Here is a 19851-nt window from a genome sequence, read left to right as displayed (position 1 = left end):
TTCTCTATTGTTGAGAAATTCAACATTTTAGAGGCTTGAAGGGCTAAAATGAAATCCCCTTGCTCTAGATAGTACGCACACACACATATAATTTTCATAAAGTGCTTTACAACATAATGTCCGTTGGCAGTGTGCAAGGTGTTGACTTCGTACTCTAATGATTGGAATGCGTCATAACATTCTTTCTCCGTACGAGCTTGAGCAAATGCTTCTGGCTGGTGAATGTCCCACTCTTGAGCAATTTGAAGATGTTTGTCATAGCTTGCTTTTACGTAAGGCGCTAAGACTTCATCAATACGGTTAATCGTTGTGCCACCATAAATATGACTTGCCACTTGAGCAATAATCTGTGCGGTTACAGCTGTAGCAGTTGAAATTGATTTAGGAGTATCAATCTCAGCATTACCCATCTTAAAGCCATGCGTTAACATGCCTTTCAAATCAATGAGCATACAGTTAAACATCGGGAAGAAAGGCGCGTAATCAAGATCGTGATAATGGATGTCGCCTTCGTCGTGTGCTTGCACAACGTCCCTAGGAAGAATTCGAGTCTTCGCATAGTGTTTAGCGACGATACCCGCCAACAAATCACGCTGCGTCGGGATAACCTTGCCATCTTTATTAGCGTTCTCATTAAGAAGATCGGCGTTGCTTTCTTCAATCAGACCTTCGATCTCTTTAGTCAGAGCGCTTTTCTTTTCACGAGCAATATCACGGTCATGACGATATTCAATGTACGAACGAGCAAGTCCTTTATATGGACCTTGCATTAGTTCATTCTCTACCGCTGTTTGAATTTCTTGAATGTCTACATGTTCGCAATCCTGCAGTTTGAGCTCTACCGCTAAAGCCACATTTTTAGCGTAGATTTCGAGCTCTTTATCTGCATGTTCCGCCGCACTTACCACAGCAGCTTCAATACGATCCTTTGTAAACGGAGCACGAGAGCCGTCTCTCTTGATTACGATTGTTTTCACCCTTTCTCCTTACCCAAAGTATACTCACAGAGTTATCCACAAATACACTATATAGGGTTGTTACTTTTTATTCTGACACAATATATTGTGGTGTATTTAACGAAAAGCACCAAGCCAAAGTATTGATTCAGATCAATAAAAATTGGCTACTGAACAAGAAGAATTCGATCTAGATGAAGTAGATCTCATATGAAGGAAAAACAAAATTTTTCACGAAATTTAACGCATTTTTGGTTGCAATTTTAGTAACGCTTGCGGCACATTGGCTGTGAGGGAATTTTAAAATGGCAAGTGCGATGAAAAGAACATTAAGTTATTACAAGTGGTTATTTTCTTTAGTAATTGGAATATCACTTTTTCCTACATTGGTGTCAGCAACAACGTTTACTACATGGAATATTGAATGGTTAACGCTTAATCCATCATCAAAGTTCGAAGCAAGTCAAAGGGGAAAGGACGACTTTCTCGCTTTAGCACGTCAATTTGAAGTCCTCTCGCCCTCCGTGTTAGCGTTTCAAGAAGTAGATAGTCAGGAAGCCATCCGTAAAATAGTTGGCAACGATTACGACATTTATTTGTCGGATCGTGCACTACCATCTAATAAACAACATCAATTCTCCGCGATTAACCAATACACTGGCTTCGCTGTGAAAAAGGGTTTGTCCATCAAAGACGCAGCGGACTTCCCTCTTAGTACAGGTAGTAAACTAAGATTTGCTTCTGCAATCAAACTTAACGTGGACAACAAAACAATAAACCTGTTGTCAGTGCACTTAAAAGCCGGTTGCTCGGGAAAATTCGTCAATCAAAACTCATGTCATACTTTAAAAAAACAAGGAAAAGTCATAAATAGTTGGCTAAAGCAGGTCGAACAACAAAACGAGTTATACATTTTGTTGGGTGATTTCAATCACAACCTAGCGTATAACGGCGATTGGTTATGGAAGACAATCACCAATGGTCTAGATACTGCGCCGCGTTTAACCTCTCAGCAAACTAAAGCCACGTGTAAAGTAAAATCTCGCAAGAATAACGACAAAATACACCAATTTCGCTCTCTCATCGATCACATCATCGTCAGTCCAGAGTTAAGAACAAGTCCTGCTGTTCAAAGTCTCATGCCAGTCGAGGACGTGCTAAAGCACCAAATGAGTGATCACTGCCCTTTATCGATAGAGTTGTATGATTAACTAGAGATGACATTTCCAATTTTGATGTTTACAGTATTTTGGTTATTACTTAACCCAACCTTCAAGAGTGATCTTCTTGGTGGGCATAGCGCTGTAATGTCACTTTAGTTGAGGAGTAATCCAATAAATACGGTAAGCCACTACGCTGCTTGTTTTCCGTTTTCTTTCCTTGAGATATTATCGCCAATGAACATACCAACCAACATAGTGACAACAAAACCCAATACGCTATAACTGCCGTTTGCCATCGATGCAATTGCGGGTCCCGGGCAGATACCTGCAATCCCCCAACCTAACCCAAACAGAGCGGCACCGCTTAGTAGCTGACTATCAATTTTCTTGTTGTCGGACAAGCAGAATGAATCTGCACATACTGGCTCCTTTCTCTTGCGGATGATTAGCCAATAGCTTGGTGCAAATACCAATAATGCTCCACCCATTACAAACGCCAAATCAGGTGACCAATGGCCAGTAACGTCGAGAAAAGCAATGACATTCTTCGGGTCACTCATGCCTGAGATGATCATACCTGCGCCAAATAGCAAACCTGCAACGATAGATATCAACCTTTGCATATTCAAAACTCCTAAAGCACGTGTGTCATAACAAATGTGGTCAACATGGCCACCACCATAAAGGTTACAGTCGCCATTACTGATCGAACAGATAGTCGACCCATTCCGCAAATACCATGGCCACTTGTACAGCCATTGCCTAATTTAGTACCCATACCCACGAGTAAACCTGAGATAAGAACTAATGGTGTTGACACGACCATAGCAACAGGGGCTAATCCAAACCATTTTGCGGTTGCTACTCCGCCGACAACCATTCCCAATACGAACAATACACGCCAGCTTGTATCGCCGGCTCTTCCTTTATAGATTTTGCTCACTATGCCGCTAATACCAGCTACTTTGCCGTTGAAAAATAGTAAAATAGTCGCGGAAAGCCCTAGCATCATGCCGCCTAATAACGATGCCCACGGAATTGAAAACTCCATTGTTACCTCACTAAGAGTTAAATCTAAAAATAATGTTAGTGGCGAAACTTAACGAAAATTTCGCAAATTGAACCCACTACAGAAAGCCCTATCAATGGCAATATAAACTATGTAATTGGCTTATAAGCCCTGCAACTCTCTGATCTTTTAAAGAGTAATAGACATGTTGAGCTTCTTTTCTTATCCCTACTAGCCCTGCTTTCTTCAATACTGACAGATGTTGGGAGAAAGCAGACTGGCTTAGGTTTGAGTTGGACTGAAGCTGGCCTGCACCTTGTTCGCCATCTACAAGCTGGCATAAAACAAATAGCCTATCAGGGTGTGATAATGTTTTGAGTACATCCGCTACATCGATGACTCGGCTTTTCATTTCCATTAAGTCCACAACGGCAGTCTCCACGATTTGATCATTTTGCATAGCGCGCATTATCTATCCAATTTATTACTTTAGTCAATACTTAATTAGCTTTTTAATATTTAGATAATTTTACATTAGACATTTCTAATTTTATTGATATAGTAACGACAAATGAACATTGAATGCACGTTTAGAACATCGCACCTAAACGACACTGACAGAGGTAAAGTATGACTAAGATTTTAATCGTAGGCGGAGTTGCAGGTGGCGCATCTGCAGCAGCAAGAGCTCGACGTTTGAGTGAAGAAGCCGAAATTATTATGTTTGAGCGCGGACCTTTCGTTTCATTTGCAAATTGTGGTCTTCCCTATCACATAGGTGGAGATATCACCGACCGTTCAAAGTTATTACTTCAAACTCCAGAGAGTTTCCTCGCTCGTTTTAATGTTGACGTTCGTGTTATGAACGAAGTCATTTCCATCGATAAACAGAACAAATTTGTTACTGTTCGCAACCTCGTTGATGGTAGTGAATATTCTGAAAGTTATGATTTTCTATTACTAAGTCCTGGCGCGGCTCCATTTGTACCGACCATACCAGGCATTGATAACCCATTGACTCATACCCTTCGTAATATCCCCGATATGGATCGAATCATAAAGACGATTCAAATGAATAAGCCTGAGCATGCAACAGTCGTTGGCGGTGGCTTTATCGGATTAGAAATGATGGAAGCTTTCCACCAGCTAGGAATCAATACCACCTTAATAGAAATGGCCGATCAGGTGATGACGCCCGTTGATAAAGAAATGGCAGGTTTTGCACATGCAGAGATTAAACAAAGAGGCATTGATCTCAGATTGAGTGCAGCACTTGAATCTGTTGAGTATATTCCGAATGAACATATTGCCGATCAAAATGCTGGAGAGACAAACGAACATCAACATTTACAAGGCAAGTTACGTTTAACATTAAACAATGGCGATGCGTTAAATACTGATATGCTTATCTTGTCTATTGGTGTCAGACCGGAAAATACCCTAGCCCAAAACGCAGACCTCGAACTTGGTGCGTTTGGTGGTATCTCGGTCAACGAACACCTACAAACCAGCGACCCGTATATTTATGCAGTAGGCGATGCTGTTGAAGATCCTGATTTCATCACAGGAAAACCTAGCTTCGTTCCGTTAGCTGGGCCTGCTAATCGTCAAGGTCGGATGGCTGCTGACAACATGTTAGGCCGTAAAGAGAGTTATCAAGGCACACAAGGTACTGCGATTGTTAAGATCTTCGATCTTGCAGTAGCGTCCGTGGGTAAAAACGAAAAGTTGCTTAAACGTGATAATATCGCGTACGAGAAAGTATACGTACATACCGCTAGTCATGCCGGTTATTACCCTGGTTCGGAAATAGTCTCGTTAAAGCTATTGTTTAGCCCCGAAACTGGCAAAATTCTTGGTGCGCAAGCAGCAGGAAAAGACGGCATTGATAAACGTATCGATGTTTTAGCTGTGGCTCAACGTGCAGGAATGACCGTAGAGCAGCTACAACATCTTGAACTAACTTACGCTCCCCCTTATGGCAGCGCCAAAGATGTCATCAACCAAGCAGCCTTCGTTGCCAATAATATTTTAAAAGGTGATGCAACACCGATACATTTCGATGAAATAGATAATTTGAGCGACAACCAGTTGTTGCTGGATGTACGTAATCCAGGTGAGTTAGAAAACGTTGGTTTCATTGACGGCGCAATTAATATACCCGTAGATCAGCTGCGCCAACGTATGGATGAGCTTCCTAAAGATAAAGAGATCATTATTTACTGCCAAGTGGGGTTACGCGGTAACGTTGCATATCGTCAATTAGTGAATAATGGCTATAAAGCCAAGAACTTAATTGGGGGCTACCGAACCTTTAAGTTTGCACAGGCATAGCGCTACCTATTTAATCTAAATCAAAAGGAGCACTCAAAGAGTGCTCCTTTTTAATGTCCGAATTCGATATCAGTTAACCAAACAGACGCTTCCAAATACTTGGATTACGCTTGTCATGGTACTCCAATCTCAAGCTGTCCACTTCACGTAATGATTGCTTGGCCGCTTCAAGGTCACCCTGATCCAGTTCCGCATTGACTTCACTTACCGCGCCTGACAGCTTTTTGAAACCTTCCAAATACAATTCTGTTTTCTCTGGTGGATAATCACCTTGCTTTGAGTCGGCAATTAGATTTTCCAAATCAAGTACTGGTTTGCGCATTTCGTCAATGGACTGAGCTTCTGCTGCTTGTTTAAATGCTAACTTCATGGCTTGCATGTTCTTCTTGAGGTCCACCTCCTCTGCTAGAGCACTAGTAGAAAATAAAAGAACTGATGTAAGCAGGCTAGCCGTAGTTATTTTTATCATTATTATTCCTTTTGAAGATCAATTAGATCCCAGTTTCCTGAGGTCTGAATACCGAGTTTACTAAATCTCGTTACTACAACGTTAATGAAATTGTTTCTAAACGTTATTTACGCAAATCTTAGAATTCGGCAAACTCTTCTATCGGTGCGCGTCCTCTCAGCTCTAGGAAATCCAAGAATTGACGAGCGTTGTAAGTAATAATCTTATCCGTCGGCATTTCAACCGTAGTCAGCAATTCACTGGTCAGTTCGAATAAACCAATGGTATCGCAAAAATGTGAGTCACTGCCTGTAGTGATGTACCCACCCGCGCGCTTTACTGCTCGAGCGATGTCATAGCAGCGGTCCACACTTCCGACTCGGCTGTGCCCTCTCAGCGTTGAGTTATTGATCTCTATTGCGACATGATTGGCTGCCGCACAGTCCGCTACGCTTTGAAAATCAAAGTCAAAGTTCGGATTTCCCAAATGTCCAAGCGCATCCACATTGCCACTTTCAATTGTATTGATGAGCGCTCGAGTGTGTTCCTCCTTAGTAGAAGGTCTAAACACAGGTTCATGAAAGCTGCCAATAATCCAATCAAGTGCTTTGTATGACGTAGGATGTACATCAATGTCCCCATTCACATTAAGAATATTTGCCTCTACACCGCGAATAATAGCAACGTCAGATAGAAACCTTGGGATAACACGTTGGTTGGAGAAAAACCAAAAGTGAGGGGCACCAGGCATTGAATCAGCATGATCTGTAGTACACAGGACTTTTAATCCATGTTCTTTTGCCGCTTTAGCATTTTCAATAATGGTGCTGTAGGCATGCCCACTTGCATAAGTATGAGTATGCGTATCTACCTCAAATTTCATTGTTATCTCCTCTATTGCTATTAAGCCTCTATTATCAGCGGAAACTGTGGCACTTTAACGACAGCGAATATCGATTGCTCGCATAACGTAAATCGTCTTAGAAAAAATCGATACCGCCACGTCCGCTATTTGGGTCTTTTGATTTAGAGCGCGCTTTATTCGGCTCAGTAGATTTCTTTTTCTGTTTAGCCGATTGCTCTCTCGTCTTTTTTTGCTGCTTGTTCTGCTTTTTTTGTTTTGACGAAGGCGCTGCTACCTCTGGCTGTTTAGGTTGCAGCTGTTTTCTTTCCTCAGGTTCAACAGGCGGTTTGTCACATACAACGACATAATATTCTTGGTTAAACTCAAAGAAGTCACCATCATACATTTTGCGTCGTTTTCGTGTTTCTAGCTCGCCATTCACCGCTACATAGCCTTCCGCTATAAAGTGCTTAGCTTCACCGCCGCCTCCAACAAGGTTTGCTACCTTAAATAGTTTGTATAGCTCGATTGGATGGCTTGAAACTTCGATACCAATAGCTTCAATCTCAATGGCATCGTCGTCATAGTGTTCGTCGTTGTATTCTTGGCTCATAATGTGATTTGAATCGAATATTTCCCCGCATTGTACTGTGTTGTTGAGTAGCAAGCCATTAAAAAGCCCCGTAAAACGGGGCAATTCGTATTTTCCTCTTTTTCTCACCAAGCGAGGTTGTTACTACTCGCTGACACGAGTTTCTGAGCCGGTGGGTTACCATCATAGGTCCAGATTTCAACTAAGAACGCATCAACGTGTTCTGCAGCTGAGAAATCGATTTGAGCACTCCCATTGTTCAGTGACGTAGAGGCGATTTTACTGTCGTACACTGGAGTGAGTACACCAGAGCCGTCGTCCTCATATTCTGTATAAACCGAGGCAAACGCTCTACCAGTTACGTCGTTACTTGCGTCAATGTCCAATGAGTAGTCTTCGATTGGCTTATAATCCAACGTATCCGGTATAGACAGATCACCCATTGTTCTTGATACTGACACTGTAACCGGAGCTGGAACCGGCTCAGGAGCGGCCTCGGTGGTATTCCCCGTAGAGCCCCCACCTGAAGAGTCGCCGCCACCACCGCCACCGCCTCCACAAGCAGTGAGTGTTCCGAAGGCAATTAGTAAGGTTATATATTTGGTATTCATAATCATCTCCTAAGGAACGTAACATTTGCCGGGCGCAGCATATTGCGATTCAAACCAGTTTTGAGCATTCTCTCCAGATGACTCTGCGTAAGTAGCAAATTGAGGATACGCAACCACCAAATCGATATACTCTAGTGGCCACTCCCACTCGTCATTTATTAATAGCGCCCAAGGCAGATTCTCTGCTGTCTTAAAGTACACGCCAGTATTTGAGTTGCTTACATCGACGCCTAAACCAGCGAACATATCTGCATCAAATTGCTCAGTTGGTTCGTAGTTAGGTAGGTGCACTTCCCATTTACGCCCTGGTTCAGTAAACCCATCTCCATGATACGTATTGTCTGTAGCGAAAATGAAAGGGTCGTACGGCATAGCCATTAACCCAGTAGTAGTGCCGCTATTGTAGTTAACGTGAACCGTAAAGTTGAGTTGCACATCCTCTTGCTCAGCACATGAAGACAAAGTCCTATGGAAATCGCAACCGTCTACTTTAAATGTCGACGTATCGTTAGTGATGATAATAATCGCTTCATTAGAAATCAGTTCTAATCCACTTGAAGCCAATGTCTCGCCGTTTTGGATTTGACGAGTGGTAGCGCTATCAATATCGTCACGATTGACACCTTTGAGTCGGATAGCAAAGCCATTATGGTAAGATGCACCCACTGCCCCTAAGTAACCATCAATCTTAGATTTTACTACTTGGTCGTTTTTGAGAATTTCCGTGACACGGTAACGCACAACGACATCGTTCATGTCATAGTCGGCGGTATAAGGCCAGTTATCTTCAAACGCAACAGTGGCATAACCAGTGGCATTGGGATAATAGCGAACGGTGATGCCATCTCCAGTAACCGTAAGAGCATGATCCTCAACTTCACCACTCGTTGAACCACCAAAATAATTTAACCCTGTTTGTTGACTAAAGCGGAAACGACTCCAAGTTGTACCCACTGTTGCATCAATATCAGCTGTAAAAACTAGATCGTTGTTTCCCGCAGATAGCGATTCGTCGGTAAAAATCTGCTCCCCCGCATCCGCAAAGTCACCATCTTGGTTCCAATCTATCCATGCAGACAGATACCCAGAGGTGGAAGCATTAACCCTAACAATACTATCGAGCCCTGGTTCGACCGCAGTGACAAATCCCACACCGTTTTCATCATCAGTGCCTACTTCATCATCCGCTAAATTGTTGTAACGTCCATCTTGTTCACCATCTGGTTCCCCACTTCCCAACCATGTACTACCGTCTAGCTCATGTCGTGGGCCATTGTCAGCAAGTTTTGTTGAGTAACTTTCCGGAGCATCTCCAAAATCAATGTTTGAGTCCTCATCTATCACTGGTGCATTCGCACATCGAGCGCCATCGTTTTGGTTCGAATTTGGACCATCGGCAAATTTGACAGCCGGAACTATGCCCGCAGTAATGTTTGCGGCATTACCCGGTGAAAGGTCAATGCGATAGATCTGACCATCTTGATTTCTCGACACATAATAGTAGCCATCTACATCGAAGTACCCTGCACCAAACGTACCCGTTTCGCCAGTATCACCAATATAAGTTTCCTGACCTGTGCTAGCGTTAAACGAATATAAAGCACCCGAGCCGTTATCCACGCCATAGAGCTTGCCGTCGCTTGGATGGAAAGCGAAGTCAGTGAGACTTACTACCGCACGCGTCGTCACTCGATTAACCGGTAAAACTGCACTACTATCACTCGCGAGTGGTGAAAGATCGATAGTAAAAAGTCCTTTTCCTGTTCTATAAAGGTAATAAACACTTTCGTAGACATCACCGACATAAAAAGTGTGGTCAGTTGGTAAACCCGATGTATTCACGACTTCCGCTTGGAAGTCACTCCCTAAGCGAACGATTCGCTTATTGCTAGTGTCATACCCATAGATATAACGGTTGTCAAAGTCGAAACCGACACCGTTAATGTTCACATTCATACCAGTATCACTTTGCAATAGACTAGTCGTGCCCGTAACAAGGTTGACACCATAAACTTGAACTGGATTAGATTGGAAAAGATAGGCTTTGCTTGGGCACGTATCAAACGGCGCGGCGTTGCTAGACGTACTAAACAATAGTCCGCTCAGGGCCAAGGAAGCCACCAGTCGTTTTGTGCCTTGTGGTAACATCTGTTTTTTCATCTGCTGTTCCCTGCTTATGAATGATCAATCAGATGTCTACAAAACTCATGCCATATATTTATTTACTATATTTCAAATAGTTATACTTTCCATTAAATCTATTTTCAATCTGCAATTCAATTTAGCTAACCTGCGACGGAAGACTTTTCTTTATGAGAAATAATGACCTTTTGAGGCGGAAATACCGTTGTTAGAACACTGGTCATTACAATGAGCATTAAACCAAGTAACTGTGTGTGACTGAAATCAACATCAAACACAAGAAATTGCCATAACGCTGTGAAAGCCAGATTGCTATAGATTAAAGGTGCTAATTGGGAATTGCTATCAGCAGTTGAATAGGCTTTGTGTCGCGAAACCTGCGTATTGATAATCAATAGTGCCATAATCACCAAAGCCAAAAGAACCCCAGTATTTACAGCATTGTCGCTGAAAATACTCACAGGAGAAGTCCAGTGAGAAAACGTCACAATCGGTAGTAGAATTAAACTCGCAATACCAAATGTCCAAGCATTAGTTTCTAAACCTGACATTTCCGTTTTTGACGCTTTATATAGGCTGAGTTGAGAGCCAGCATTAAAGAACCCCGCCAGAAGACCGACTAAAAGTTCAGGTTTGACAACAAACCCACTACCATCATTGGCCAACGTTACCACTCCTATAAACGTCATAAACAACGCTACGATAGTCGACCAATGGAGCTTAATATTGAAGAGTATCTTTTCCAAAACTGCGATAAAAACAGGCCCTGTTCCAAATAGCACTGCACTTTCCACCAGTGAGAGTTTGTTCAATGCATAAATAAAGCACAGTTGACAGGCTCCAATACACAATGCTCTTACGACGAGTAACTTGGCCATGGCCAAATTAGGTGTTCTTATCTTAGTGAAAAGCAGTATCAAAAATATGAGCAAAGCAGGAAGCGCAAATCGTAAGAACGCCAATGTGGTCACATCAAGGCTTTCAGACAAGAATTTAGTTAATAACCCAGTGGCAGATAAGCTAAGTGTCGACGATAACATATAGAAAACAGGAGTATGGGTTAGTGAAATTTTAATCATGTATCGTGCTCGCGAAATGTGTCTTTTGGGCTAAATTATAGTGATCGCGATCACTGAAAAATACTGAGTAATTATTAATGATTATGTAAGTTTTACTTACATAGAGTGATAAATGAAAAAATACCTTGCACTCAAATCCATCTATACATTCGTAGCCGTAGCCGAAACAGGAAGCATGTCCGAAGCGGCACAAAAGCTATTTGTAAGTCACTCAGCTGTAAGTCAGTCAATTAAATCATTAGAAGAAAAACTCGATACTAAGCTGTTTCTTCGAATTGGACGGCGCATAGAGTTAAATCAACAAGGCCGCCTTTACTATAAAAAAGTTGCGCCTGCTCTAGAGAAAATTGTTGAAGCTAATGAAGCATTGCTTAACAAAACCGTGACAAATAGGCTTACTGTAAACATGGTTAACTCATTGGCTCTTCACTGGTGGATCCCGAGAGTAACCAATCTCCAACATTTTGCTCCAAATCTGGATATCCGTATTTCAAACTTAATTGGCAGTTTTAACCTTGAGAGAGAAGGCGTCGATATCGCCTTGATTCACGGTAAAACAGACGAATGGCAAGATTATTATTGTGAAAAACTGGGTGACGATGAATTGGTGTTAGTGTGTAGCCCTAACCTACTCGATAAACACGCAGCCATATCACTCGACGCTGTGCTAGGGGATTATCCTAGCATTTTGGTTACTAACGATAGACGGAAATATGATTGGGATACATGGTGTAATGCCAACGCTTTAACACTCCCTAGATACCATAATCACCTGATTTTTAATGCTTCTGTACAAGCTATACATGCCACCATCAGAGGCTTAGGCATACTTGTCACTCACCGTTTGTTTATCAAAGATGAAGTGGAACAAGGACTGCTAGTTGAACTTGGTTCCCCCATCCCAAATCCTTATCAAGCGTTCTACTTTGCGTGTCCTCTAAAGAGTTTGAAATACGAAAGTGTTATTACGCTAAGACAATGGCTGCGTACCGAGTTCGGCCAAAAAGAGTAGTCGATATAAGCGCTTGCTCCACCTATTATTCAAGAATTTTGCGACAAAAACTTCGCTCGCCACTCGAATGCAGGGCTTTACTATCTCGTTGAACCTCCTACAATGTGCACAAATTTCAAAATATAGGTTTTCACTCATGTCTATCCAATGGTTTCCAGGACCTAAGTATTAACTTCCAACGGCATTCAATGATTTCCAATTAAACACGAAATATCAATATCTTATTTTAACGTTACAGTTTTATAACGTCCTAAGAAAACTCGTTGTTTCCAGCGCTTTTTGTACCCCATGATGTACCCCATATAACTAAACTCCTGTATACTCCTCGCAAATTTTCTTGAGGGGTTCGCATGCCAAAATTAACCGTCAGACTATCCGACAAAGAGATCAAAAAAGCAGAAGTTAGAGATAAGGAATACATCCTCGCTGATGGGAACGGACTCAACATTCGTATTCGACCGAATGGCACAAAGTCATGGCAATTCAGATATAGCGCCCCAGTAACTAAGAAGGTAAAAAAACTATCTCTTGGTTCGTACCCTGCCCTAAAACTGGCTGATGCAAGAAAAGTTTCTCAAGAACACCGTAATCTCATTGCCAATGGAATTGACCCAAAAGACCATCTGGAGCAACTTAAGCAGGAAGCCATTCGTCTAGAAACCAATACTTTTTTCGCAGTAGCTGAAGAATGGTTCAGCAGGAAGAAGAAAACTGTCAGTGCTAATCATGCCGAACGTATCTGGAGGACATTAGAGCTATACGCCTTTCCCCACTTTGGTAGAACTCCAATTGCTTCCATCACTCGCTTGAGCGCAGTACAAGCTTTACGCCCACTTGAGGACGACCAAAAGCTATCGACTATTAAGCGAATTTGCCAATCCCTTAACCAAATTATGGAGTACGGCGTTGATAGCGGCATTATCATCGCTAACCCACTGACTCGCATGATTAACGCATTTGAAAAGCATGAAGTAGAGCACATGCCGACGATAAGACCTGAGTTACTAAATAGATTATTAAAGCAACTACAAGATAACGCCAACATTCGCCACAAAACTAAACTGTTGATTCTTTGGCAGCTTCACACAATGACCCGACCAAAAGAAGCCGCTCGGGCACGTTGGAGTGACATAGATCTGAACCAAAAGTGCTGGACTATCCCACCAGCAGAAATGAAGCGTAGGAAAGAACATAGAGTGCCACTAACAGAGGCAGCAATTGAGATTTTATCGCAGATGCGATTGCAGAGTGAAGAGCATGAATACGTGTTCCCAAGTGAGCGTAACCCTACAAGCCACGTAAGCGTTTATACAGCTAATGCTGCTCTAAAGCGAAGCCTTGGCTTCAAAGATGAACTTGTTGCTCACGGTTTACGATCTATTGCCTCTACGGCTTTACACGAACAAGGCTTCGACACTTTGCATATCGAAGCCTGTTTGTCCCACTCAGATCAAAACGAAACCAGAGCAAGCTACAACCGTTCTGATTTCTTTGAACAAAGGAAAGAGATTATGAATTGGTGGAGTGATTTTATCTTAGCAGCAAACTAACATTATTTAGTAAGCAATGGTTCAGGTGGCGTCTGCCAATCAACTATTCCAGCTTCCATCATACCTTTCAACGCCTGATCCAACCACAGGCGTTACTTTACTGAGTCAACTGTAATCGACTTTTATCATTTGTTATTCAATACAGTAATCAATCTTCTATAGAAAGGATCACTTGCCGGATTATAGGAGTCTGAACCACCCCAGTAGTAGTTACCAAGCACCGTTTTCACATTGTCATAATGACGGCGCAAATTAATCGAGCGTCTCTTAGGGGTTGTGCCTAGTGAAACCTGAATTTGTGCTTTCCAAGGATGGTTACTACCCATAATGTTCTCATTTCGTGCAATTAGCTTAGTAATGAAATGCTCGCCAACAAGGCGGTCTGATTTCAACAGATTACAATCACCGTGCGCTAACACCAAGTTCCAGATCTCGTCATGATTTAGTACTTGTCTAGGAAGCACATGATCAACATGAATATCCCCGTCCATTTTTTCACCACAGTAAAAACAAGTATTACCCTGATAACCGGATAAAAATGGGATGTTGTTTGTCAACGCTTTACGTTCGTAACCGTCTTTAAGGTAGATTTCTCGAATATCATTCGCTAATTCGAAATCTGTCTGATTGATGCTGAACGCTCCTTCTAATAGACCCCACCTAGCATCAATTTCTTCACCTAAGGTATCCAATTGACTATTGTTCAATCCCAACAACGAATCTTTGAGAATCAACTTCTTCCCCATTTCAATTTCATAGAAGTGATTGGCAACAATACTTTTATCCGTTCCAATAGTTTGAAAACGTGGGACGACATCATCAAATGCAGTATCCCCTACTTTTTGTATTGCCTCAGAACGTTTAAGGACACCCAATTGATGCTCCTTAACAATGCGCTCCATCTTGGTCATACGATTAGGGTTCCCTTGCTGGGGCATTGGATTGTTCGTTAGACGCAACATATAAAAGTCAAAGTACAGTTCTGACAACTGCCCCCACTCGATCTCACTTTGCTGATGTCTTGAAGCAGTAAGAAGAGTCTGAGCAAGACCCATTTTATAAGTAGCAGCATTTAGACCAAATAATACGATGCCTTTAAAAAAATCTTCGTCGGTAAAGTTCACTATACGTCCTTGATCAAAATTGCATTGAGCCATTTCTCATCTTCACGTCCCTCGCGCAAATCATATGTCTGCCACGTTTTATGTGTACGTAAAGTAGTACTCGATAGCACGTTATCCAAAAGGGACTCATTCAAGTTAGTAAATAGTCGCCCCTTACGTTCAACCTCAGTTTCGCCATATTTGAAAGAGCAATAAAACACGCCTCCTAAGGCAAGATGTTTTGACAGATTAACAAAAACATCCTCCAGCTCGTTATACGGGACATGAAGAAGAGAAGCGCACGCCCAAATAGCATCAAACTTTTTGTCAGATTTAAAATTCTGAAAAGTAGTGACCTCTACGGGTTGACGAATTGTGGCTTCAGCCAACTTTGCTAGTTCTTCACTGGCATCAATAGGATGAACATTAAAGCCTAATTCCTTAAAAGCTCTAGAATCACGCCCAGAGCCACAACCTGCATCTAAAATAGCGCTTCCGGATTGCAGTAAGGTAATAAACTCCCGATAGAGAGTTTCCATGTCAACATTAATCGTTGCGTTAAAAAACTCTTCGGCATTTTGGTTGTAGTAACTCATACAAGATAATGACCTTTCGATAAATCTTCGTTATAGACGCTAGTTAACAACTGGTTTATTAACAGACGAACCCTATTTAGAATCGGTGTTGTCGCCTAATGAAAGCCCCTAATAAAGGTTTCAGTAAACGCCTTTAGTCGCTCAGATATCCTTGGCAAGATTGTGCGGCGTGTTCTAAAAGTCATCTTCTCAGTTGTGAGCTGGGCGATATCATCCGACTTCAAGCTGTCTACACTCATACCGTTCTCGATGTTCGTCACCATTTCGCTGAACCTATCGGTGTCTAGCTTCTCTTCTTCTGCTATCTGGCTTAGTTCTTTTTGCTTTTGCTCTTCTATGTACTCATCAAATTCAGCACCTTGTACCAAGCCTTGCATACTCTTCTCGATAAAATCTTCAATGAGAGAACGCTTGCTATACAAAGTCGGTTCTGTCGCCAGCAAGTTAGCAATAACTTGACGTTTTTTCTCTTTCGCTTCATCACAAGACTCTTCGAACATTGTCATTAGCAGATGACGAATGTAGCCAACATTAACTTCATCTCTTTGAAGTAACTCTAGCTCAAAATCAATGTCTGCTAAGATAGACTCTTTATCAGCAGGCCCTTTCTTGAATTCACGAGCTAAATCGCTGTATTTAGAGGCGTAGTCAACGAACTCTTGCTCAGACATTCCAAGCGTTTCAATGTCGAAATCGCTAAATGTCTCAAGTTGGTTCTTTAAGCGCATCAAGATGCGGAACTGCTTAATAAAGCTCGCTTGCATATCTTCGTCAGGCAAGTCATCGACACTTTGCACATCAGGAGCAATTGCTTTCAACGCTTCAAGCGCTTTAGAAAAGTCTTCCGTCAGCCCATTAAGATCTGGTACTTCAATAAACTCGATTGGCTGTTTATTTGAGAACAGCGTAAACGCCTCGTCCGCTTGCGGTTTGAGGTTGCGGTAACACATGACGTTACCATGCGACTTCACTGTGCCGTTTAGGCGGTTAGTTCGGGAGAAGGCTTGCACCAAGCCATGGTATTTAAGGTTTTTATCGACATAGATGGTATTCAAACCGGGAGCATCAAAACCTGTAAGGAACATGTTCACCACCAGCAAAATATCTACCTCACCGTTCTTGGTGCGGTTCGATAGATCCTTGTAGTAGTTGTAGAAACTGTCGGTATCTTGGGTTGAGTAGCTTGTACCAAACTGCTGATTATAGTCTTCGATGTAAGCGTCCAGCTTATCTCGACTATGCACTTTGGCATTGGCTTCCGCTAAGCCTTTAACGTTGACTTCGCCTTCGAACTCTTCTTCCTCATTTACACCGTAACTGAAAATGGTGCCGATATTGAGCTTATGCTTACCCTCTTCTTCAAGGGCTTTGAAGGTGTCGTAGTAGGTGATGAGGTCAGGCACACTTGCCACACACAGCATGGCGTTAAACTTACGTTTGGTCTTATGACCGTGGATGCCAATGATGTGCTCACACACTTGTTTAATGCGCTTTGGAGAGCTAAAGAACTCGGCGACATCGATACTGCTAACATCGACATCCATGCCGTCGTTTTTATGTTTCAGCTTGCCGTAATACTCAATAGCAAATGGAAGAACGTTGTCATCTTTAATGGCATCAACAATCACATAGCTATGAAGACGCTCACCAAACAGATCTTTTGTAGTTCGCTTCTGCGTCCCTTTTCCTTCCACTTTTTTAACGGTCGCATTGTCAGCGAAGATAGGTGTCCCCGTAAAACCAAATAGCTGTGCTTTTTCAAAGAAGTCGACGATGTTTTGGTGCGTTTCGCCAAATTGGCTACGGTGACACTCATCGAATATGAAAACCACTCGCTCTTGGCGTAAGTGCTCAACCTGTCCTTTAAATCGAGGCTTAGTGATCAAGTTATTAAGCTTTTGAATCGTTGTAATAGTCAGCTTGTTGATGCGATTAACTTTATTACTGCAGATAGGCGCATACTCAGCAACTTGCGGTAGCTCTTCACCATCGTTAACACCACTTTCTTTGGTGTTTAGGGCTTTCTTTGGTACAGGTCGTGAACCGAGGAACTGATTCAGAAGGCTTTTGGTGTCACCCGTGCTGTCGACACTGCCTCTTAAAAAAGCATCAAACTCTTTGGCTGTTTGATAATCGAGGTCTTTACGGTCGACCACGAATACCACTCTATCCACATCCTCAAGCGTAGAGAGGATCTGAGCGGTTTTGAAGCTAGTCAGTGTCTTACCACTGCCTGTAGTGTGCCAAATGTAACCGTGGTTATTGTTGGTCTTAACCTGATTAACGATCGCTTCTACCGCATAGAATTGGTAGGGGCGCAGCACCATCAAAAACTTACCTGACTCGTTCTGTACGATGTAACGGGTGAGCATCTTCGTCAGATGAGGTTGATTTAAGAAAGCATCGGCAAACTGAGGCAGTGAGTTAATCTTGTTATTTTCAACGTCCGTCCAGTGGAAAGTCTGCTTAAATGAAAGTTCACGGTTGTTAGAGAAGTATTTGGTGTTAACACCATTAGAGATAACGAACAACTGTACATAGTTGAACAGCCCGCCTTGCGCACCATAGGTATGTTTGTCATAACGCTTAATCTGATTGAATGCTTCCGCTAGCTCAATACCTCGGCGTTTTAGTTCAATTTGAATCAACGGTAAGCCATTCACCAAGATGGTGACGTCGTAGCGGTTCTCGTACGTGCCTTGAATGGTTATCTGGTTGGTAACTTGGAAGCAGTTTTTCGTCGCATCATCAAATAACAGAGTCAGGTAATCGGTGGTGCCGTCTTGTCGAGTGACATCCACCTTGCCTTTCAAGCGCTTGGATTTATCGAAGATGCTGCCTTTTTCAAGCTTAATGAGCACACTGTCAAACTCACGCTCGGTTAGTGTTACACCATTGGCTTTCTCAAGCTGAGTTTTGAGGTTAGCCTTTAGCGCCTCTGCGTTACCAATATCAACAGGTTTGAAATCGGCAGCGACAAGCTGATCGATTAGCTCTTTTTCGAGTTGTGCTTCTGATTGTGTGCTCATAATTCTTCTATTTATATATCCAACTAACGTTATTTCCGTAGCATTTAACAAAGCGATTGAGGTGAATAAACGCAGCTAACGCCGTATCGTCCCAATCGAGCAGTTAAATTAAACGAACATTTGCTGTAACAACCCCTTCTTCCACTCTTTGACTTTCTCAAGCTCTGAGTTGGCTAAGCCAATCTTCTTGTCGATAGCTGATAAGAAGTTCACAATTTTGGTTTGTTCTTCAATCTGAGGGATCGAGACTTTCAAGCTCTTTAAGTGAGCAGCGTACAAGTGAATCACGGATGCGCCTTGTGCTAATGCTGCCAATTCAAATTTCTTTACAGTGTTTAACTGAAAAGATAGAAAGGCACCATTCATCTTGGACCGGATAATTGTAAGATCGCCACTTAAAGCTATACCTGCAGATTCAATGCACGAGGCAGTAGCGATATCGAGAGCTGTTTCACCAGAGGAAGGAATAATTACATCGTTAGCACGACTCAAAACTAACTCGTCAACGGGCAAATTGGTTTTAGATTTGATCTTCTCTATCACTTCATTATAAGTGGTATATAACTCACCATAACGCACACATGGAGTAGCACCGTCTTCTACAATATCTGCTTTAGATATACCTTTTCCTTTAGAAAAAGTAGCAACATCACCCAACTTCTTCTCTTCCCAATCAGGAAACTCGCTACCGTCATCCGCTTTAAAGCGCAGTGTCGGTGGAACAAAGGTTAGCTGCCCATCTTGCTCTTCCCATTTGCCATTGAACAACTGCTGCATCAAACCTTTTTTGTACTCGGTGAGCTTGTCTTTTTTCTCGGTAAGTAGTGTGATTTTCTCATCTACCTTAGATAAGAAAGAGGCGATTTTTTGTTGTTCGGCAAGTAAAGGAAGCTTTAACTTAAACTCTTTTAACCAAGAAGAATTCAGATTGTTTTTGGCTCCACCTGCTACTTTTTGTTCAACTTGCCTCCAGAAATATTGAGTGTCCATCCAGTGTTTAACGTAGTGGTTATTACACCTTTCGCTGACAGTGATAGCACCCAAGCTCACAAATATCCCGAACTCTATATCATCTTCAAGGACGATTGGGTTTCCTAAGTTTGAACCGACTCTTGTAAAGAGAATGTCTCCAACCTTTGGTTTAGCACTTTTTGGTAAAGTCTGAAATTCTTCTTCTGACATATACTTTATATCATCAAAATCAATATACCCACCCGATATGTTTTTCGAGGATAAAAAGGGTCTACCTTCAGCTACATACTTTGGCGTATGCGTCAGACCTATTTTGATTTTAGCTATCGAGTCAAAACCGACATTAGTTAAAGGCTCATCAAAAAACCTCAGCTTCGGTACATTCATCTGTTCTGTCATGAAATACCTACC

Annotated in this window: 17 protein-coding genes and 1 pseudogene; 4 read left to right on the top strand and 14 right to left on the bottom strand. The window is 42.2% G+C overall.

Going from position 1 to position 19851, the window contains the following annotated elements:
- Positions 1-119: 119 nt before the first annotated feature.
- Positions 120-977: pseudogene (gene nrdD / locus L2W36_RS14645) on the bottom strand (anaerobic ribonucleoside-triphosphate reductase); the annotation flags it as partial.
- A 296-nt stretch (positions 978-1273) separates the two neighbouring features.
- Here nrdD and L2W36_RS14640 point away from each other — a divergent pair.
- Positions 1274-2167: an endonuclease/exonuclease/phosphatase family protein gene (locus tag L2W36_RS14640; protein ID WP_236110401.1), complete on the top strand. Its 894-nt coding sequence runs from the start codon at positions 1274-1276 to the stop codon at positions 2165-2167.
- 140 nt (positions 2168-2307) lie between these two features.
- Here L2W36_RS14640 and L2W36_RS14635 read toward each other — a convergent pair whose 3' ends face one another.
- From L2W36_RS14635 to L2W36_RS14625, 3 genes are all read right to left on the bottom strand, one after another.
- On the bottom strand, positions 2308-2742 hold the full coding sequence (locus L2W36_RS14635) for a YeeE/YedE family protein (RefSeq protein ID WP_006072768.1): 435 nt from the start codon (positions 2740-2742) through the stop codon (positions 2308-2310).
- Positions 2743-2753: 11 nt separating this feature from the next.
- On the bottom strand, positions 2754-3170 hold the full coding sequence (locus tag L2W36_RS14630; RefSeq protein WP_006072770.1) for a YeeE/YedE family protein: 417 nt from the start codon (positions 3168-3170) through the stop codon (positions 2754-2756).
- A 91-nt stretch (positions 3171-3261) separates the two neighbouring features.
- Positions 3262-3597, bottom strand: a complete 336-nt coding sequence (locus L2W36_RS14625; RefSeq protein ID WP_006072772.1) for an ArsR/SmtB family transcription factor — start codon at positions 3595-3597, stop codon at positions 3262-3264.
- Between the two features lie 161 nt (positions 3598-3758).
- Between L2W36_RS14625 and L2W36_RS14620 the strand changes: the two genes are divergently transcribed.
- Positions 3759-5462, top strand: coding sequence for an FAD-dependent oxidoreductase (locus tag L2W36_RS14620; RefSeq protein ID WP_236110400.1), 1704 nt, complete (start codon positions 3759-3761; stop codon positions 5460-5462).
- A 73-nt stretch (positions 5463-5535) separates the two neighbouring features.
- On the opposite strand, the gene L2W36_RS14615 is transcribed toward L2W36_RS14620, so the two are convergent.
- From L2W36_RS14615 to L2W36_RS14590, 6 genes are all read right to left on the bottom strand, one after another.
- Positions 5536-5931, bottom strand: coding sequence for a cytochrome b562 (locus tag L2W36_RS14615; protein ID WP_006072776.1), 396 nt, complete (start codon positions 5929-5931; stop codon positions 5536-5538).
- Positions 5932-6049: 118 nt separating this feature from the next.
- A complete protein-coding gene (locus tag L2W36_RS14610; RefSeq protein WP_236110399.1) occupies positions 6050-6793 on the bottom strand; it encodes a phosphatase in 744 nt (247 codons plus the stop codon).
- A gap of 97 nt (positions 6794-6890) precedes the next feature.
- A complete protein-coding gene (locus L2W36_RS14605) occupies positions 6891-7367 on the bottom strand; it encodes an RNA-binding S4 domain-containing protein (protein WP_124942067.1) in 477 nt (158 codons plus the stop codon).
- Between the two features lie 104 nt (positions 7368-7471).
- Positions 7472-7957, bottom strand: coding sequence for a hypothetical protein (locus L2W36_RS14600; RefSeq protein WP_006072781.1), 486 nt, complete (start codon positions 7955-7957; stop codon positions 7472-7474).
- Between the two features lie 9 nt (positions 7958-7966).
- Positions 7967-10117: an LruC domain-containing protein gene (locus tag L2W36_RS14595; RefSeq protein WP_236110398.1), complete on the bottom strand. Its 2151-nt coding sequence runs from the start codon at positions 10115-10117 to the stop codon at positions 7967-7969.
- A 125-nt stretch (positions 10118-10242) separates the two neighbouring features.
- Positions 10243-11178 (bottom strand): DMT family transporter, encoded by a 936-nt coding sequence (locus tag L2W36_RS14590; protein WP_236110397.1) that lies wholly within the window; start codon positions 11176-11178, stop codon positions 10243-10245.
- A 112-nt stretch (positions 11179-11290) separates the two neighbouring features.
- On the opposite strand from L2W36_RS14590, the gene L2W36_RS14585 reads away from it, so the two are divergent.
- Both L2W36_RS14585 and L2W36_RS14580 read left to right on the top strand, forming a co-directional pair.
- A complete protein-coding gene (locus tag L2W36_RS14585; RefSeq protein ID WP_236110396.1) occupies positions 11291-12190 on the top strand; it encodes a LysR substrate-binding domain-containing protein in 900 nt (299 codons plus the stop codon).
- A 350-nt stretch (positions 12191-12540) separates the two neighbouring features.
- Positions 12541-13740, top strand: coding sequence for a tyrosine-type recombinase/integrase (locus L2W36_RS14580; RefSeq protein ID WP_236110395.1), 1200 nt, complete (start codon positions 12541-12543; stop codon positions 13738-13740).
- 125 nt (positions 13741-13865) lie between these two features.
- On the opposite strand, the gene L2W36_RS27435 is transcribed toward L2W36_RS14580, so the two are convergent.
- The 4 genes from L2W36_RS27435 to L2W36_RS14560 all read right to left on the bottom strand — a co-directional run bounded on the left by L2W36_RS27435 (position 13866) and on the right by L2W36_RS14560 (position 19839).
- Positions 13866-14864, bottom strand: a complete 999-nt coding sequence (locus L2W36_RS27435; protein ID WP_236110394.1) for an HNH endonuclease — start codon at positions 14862-14864, stop codon at positions 13866-13868.
- Positions 14864-15439, bottom strand: coding sequence for a class I SAM-dependent methyltransferase (locus L2W36_RS14570; protein WP_236110393.1), 576 nt, complete (start codon positions 15437-15439; stop codon positions 14864-14866). The genes L2W36_RS27435 and L2W36_RS14570 overlap by 1 nt, the downstream gene beginning before the upstream one ends.
- A 95-nt stretch (positions 15440-15534) precedes the next feature.
- Complete coding sequence (locus L2W36_RS14565; RefSeq protein WP_236110392.1) at positions 15535-18468, bottom strand: type I restriction endonuclease subunit R; 2934 nt, start codon at positions 18466-18468, stop codon at positions 15535-15537.
- A gap of 108 nt (positions 18469-18576) precedes the next feature.
- Entirely contained in the window at positions 18577-19839 is a 1263-nt protein-coding gene (locus L2W36_RS14560) for a restriction endonuclease subunit S (RefSeq protein WP_236110391.1), read from the bottom strand.
- Positions 19840-19851 lie beyond the last annotated feature (12 nt).

The organism is Vibrio sp. McD22-P3, assembly GCF_021568915.1.
GTDB classification, from domain to species: domain Bacteria; phylum Pseudomonadota; class Gammaproteobacteria; order Enterobacterales; family Vibrionaceae; genus Vibrio; species Vibrio mediterranei.
Note: the sequence above shows the minus strand (reverse complement) of the source record. Positions and strands in the feature narration are given on the sequence as shown.

Excerpts from the sequence above, each read along its gene's own strand:
- L2W36_RS14560 (WP_236110391.1), bottom strand. The coding sequence starts at position 19,839 with ATGACAGAACAGATGAATGTACCGAAGCTGAGGTTTTTTGATGAGCCT.
- L2W36_RS14600 (WP_006072781.1), bottom strand. The coding sequence starts at position 7,957 with ATGAATACCAAATATATAACCTTACTAATTGCCTTCGGAACACTCACT.
- L2W36_RS14565 (WP_236110392.1), bottom strand. The coding sequence starts at position 18,468 with ATGAGCACACAATCAGAAGCACAACTCGAAAAAGAGCTAATCGATCAG.
- L2W36_RS14610 (WP_236110399.1), bottom strand. The coding sequence starts at position 6,793 with ATGAAATTTGAGGTAGATACGCATACTCATACTTATGCAAGTGGGCAT.
- L2W36_RS14620 (WP_236110400.1), top strand. The coding sequence starts at position 3,759 with ATGACTAAGATTTTAATCGTAGGCGGAGTTGCAGGTGGCGCATCTGCA.
- L2W36_RS14570 (WP_236110393.1), bottom strand. The coding sequence starts at position 15,439 with ATGAGTTACTACAACCAAAATGCCGAAGAGTTTTTTAACGCAACGATT.
- L2W36_RS14615 (WP_006072776.1), bottom strand. The coding sequence starts at position 5,931 with ATGATAAAAATAACTACGGCTAGCCTGCTTACATCAGTTCTTTTATTT.
- L2W36_RS14640 (WP_236110401.1), top strand. The coding sequence starts at position 1,274 with ATGAAAAGAACATTAAGTTATTACAAGTGGTTATTTTCTTTAGTAATT.
- L2W36_RS14635 (WP_006072768.1), bottom strand. The coding sequence starts at position 2,742 with ATGCAAAGGTTGATATCTATCGTTGCAGGTTTGCTATTTGGCGCAGGT.
- L2W36_RS14625 (WP_006072772.1), bottom strand. The coding sequence starts at position 3,597 with ATGCGCGCTATGCAAAATGATCAAATCGTGGAGACTGCCGTTGTGGAC.
- L2W36_RS14595 (WP_236110398.1), bottom strand. The coding sequence starts at position 10,117 with ATGAAAAAACAGATGTTACCACAAGGCACAAAACGACTGGTGGCTTCC.
- L2W36_RS14605 (WP_124942067.1), bottom strand. The coding sequence starts at position 7,367 with ATGAGCCAAGAATACAACGACGAACACTATGACGACGATGCCATTGAG.
- L2W36_RS14580 (WP_236110395.1), top strand. The coding sequence starts at position 12,541 with ATGCCAAAATTAACCGTCAGACTATCCGACAAAGAGATCAAAAAAGCA.
- L2W36_RS14590 (WP_236110397.1), bottom strand. The coding sequence starts at position 11,178 with ATGATTAAAATTTCACTAACCCATACTCCTGTTTTCTATATGTTATCG.
- L2W36_RS14585 (WP_236110396.1), top strand. The coding sequence starts at position 11,291 with ATGAAAAAATACCTTGCACTCAAATCCATCTATACATTCGTAGCCGTA.
- L2W36_RS14630 (WP_006072770.1), bottom strand. The coding sequence starts at position 3,170 with ATGGAGTTTTCAATTCCGTGGGCATCGTTATTAGGCGGCATGATGCTA.